The following is a 1,672-nucleotide window of genomic DNA, read 5'->3' as shown; positions in this document are numbered from 1 at the left end:
CAGCCGCTTCCGCCGCCGTCAACTCCAGCGTAATCGGAATCAGCAAATCCTGGCTTTCAATAGCCTCCTCGCGCAGCTTGTTAAGAAAATACTCATAGAAGATGCGTTCCTGGGCAGCATGCTGATCAATCATAAACATGCCGTCCTGGTTTTGTGCCAGGATGTATGTGCCGTGCAGCTGCCCGAGAGGATACATTTCCGGCACACGCAGATTGACGGCATCCCTTTCGACGCTTTCCGGTTCATCCTGTGCCTGTCCCTCCGATAAAGGTTGTTTTTCGGTTGTAGGAACGGCATTCATCTGCGATGCAGAATCCTGTGTGGATAAGGAAGCAGCAGGGGCATCTTCTGCATCTGCGATATTCAGCTTTCGTTCCGCAACATAGTCTGAACCCGGCTCTGTCCGGTATAGACTCTCTGTGGCGGCTGTATCTTCCGCTCGCTCCGAGCCAAATCCAGAGAACGGAGAGTGCGGCCTTGTTTTTATTTGGTTCGCCCGGTTCTTCTCCGTCCCTCCCGAACCTACCTCCGCTTCCCACCTGGCTTCAGATTTCCATTCTTCCTGACGAGAGTCCGCATCTTCTTCTCCTATCGTTCCTTGTTCAAAATCAGATGCAGACACACCGGCTTCCCTTCTCTTCTCTTCTCTGCCCGGTACAAAGAGCGTCCAATCCATGGATGCCTGGTACTCATTACTTTTAGGGCGCGGTCCGCTCTGTGCCGATCGCTTTCGTCCCGGCTCCGGAATTAAACGCTGAGCACTCCAGACCTGTTTGACCTCCTGCTCCACGAAAGCATACAATTCCTGATCTTTGCTGAAACGGACTTCCAGCTTCGCCGGATGGACATTGACATCGACGAGCGTTGGGTCCATATCAATCGAAAGTACCGCAATCGGATAGCGATTAATCGGCAGCAGCGTATGATAGCCGCGTAAAATCGCATTCGTCAATCCCATATTGCGGATATAGCGGCCGTTAATCAGCGTAGAAATATATGAGCGGCTGGCGCGGGTAATCTCCGGCCTGGCAAGGTAGCCCGTCATGGTAAAATCGAGGGACTCTGCTTCAATCTTGACCATATTACGGGCGACATTCATGCCGTATACGGCCGCAATCACATGCAGCAATTGGCCGTCGCCTGACGTGCGCAGTAGCTGTTTCTGATTGTGCGTCAGCAAAAACGCAATTGTCGGATGCGAAAGTGCCAGCCTGTTCATAACATCCGACGCATGGCCGACTTCCGTATGAATGGTTTTCATGTATTTTAGGCGGGCCGGCGTATTATAAAACAAGTCGGACACGATCACTTCCGTACCGCGCGGAAAGGCGATCGGCTCACACACATCTTCCCTACCGCCCACGATGCGGATACGCGTGCCAACCTTCTCTCCTTTGGGAGTGCTTTTTACTTCTGTACGGGAGACAGCTGCGATGCTGGGCAGCGCCTCGCCGCGAAAGCCCAACGTACGAATGTGGGCGAGATCGCGTTCCCGTTTCAGCTTGCTGGTAGCGTGTCGCTCGAATGCCAGACGGCAATCTTCTTCGACCATACCGCACCCGTTATCCACAACACGGATCGAAGCCAGCCCCCCTTCTTCGAGATGCACTTCAATTCGGGTACTTCCGGCGTCAATTGCATTTTCCACCAGCTCCTTGACGACGGAGGCCGG

At 53.5% G+C, this 1,672-nt stretch carries 1 protein-coding gene; it reads right to left on the bottom strand.

All coding sequences use genetic code 11. The features are described from left to right. On the bottom strand, nt 1-1,672 hold a 1,672-nt coding region (gene mutL, locus B2899_RS14830; protein ID WP_286886818.1), incomplete at both ends, for a DNA mismatch repair endonuclease MutL.

Source organism: Aneurinibacillus sp. UBA3580, assembly GCF_002375825.1.
Lineage (GTDB): Bacteria > Bacillota > Bacilli > Aneurinibacillales > Aneurinibacillaceae > Aneurinibacillus > Aneurinibacillus danicus.
Note: the sequence above shows the minus strand (reverse complement) of the source record. Positions and strands in the feature narration are given on the sequence as shown.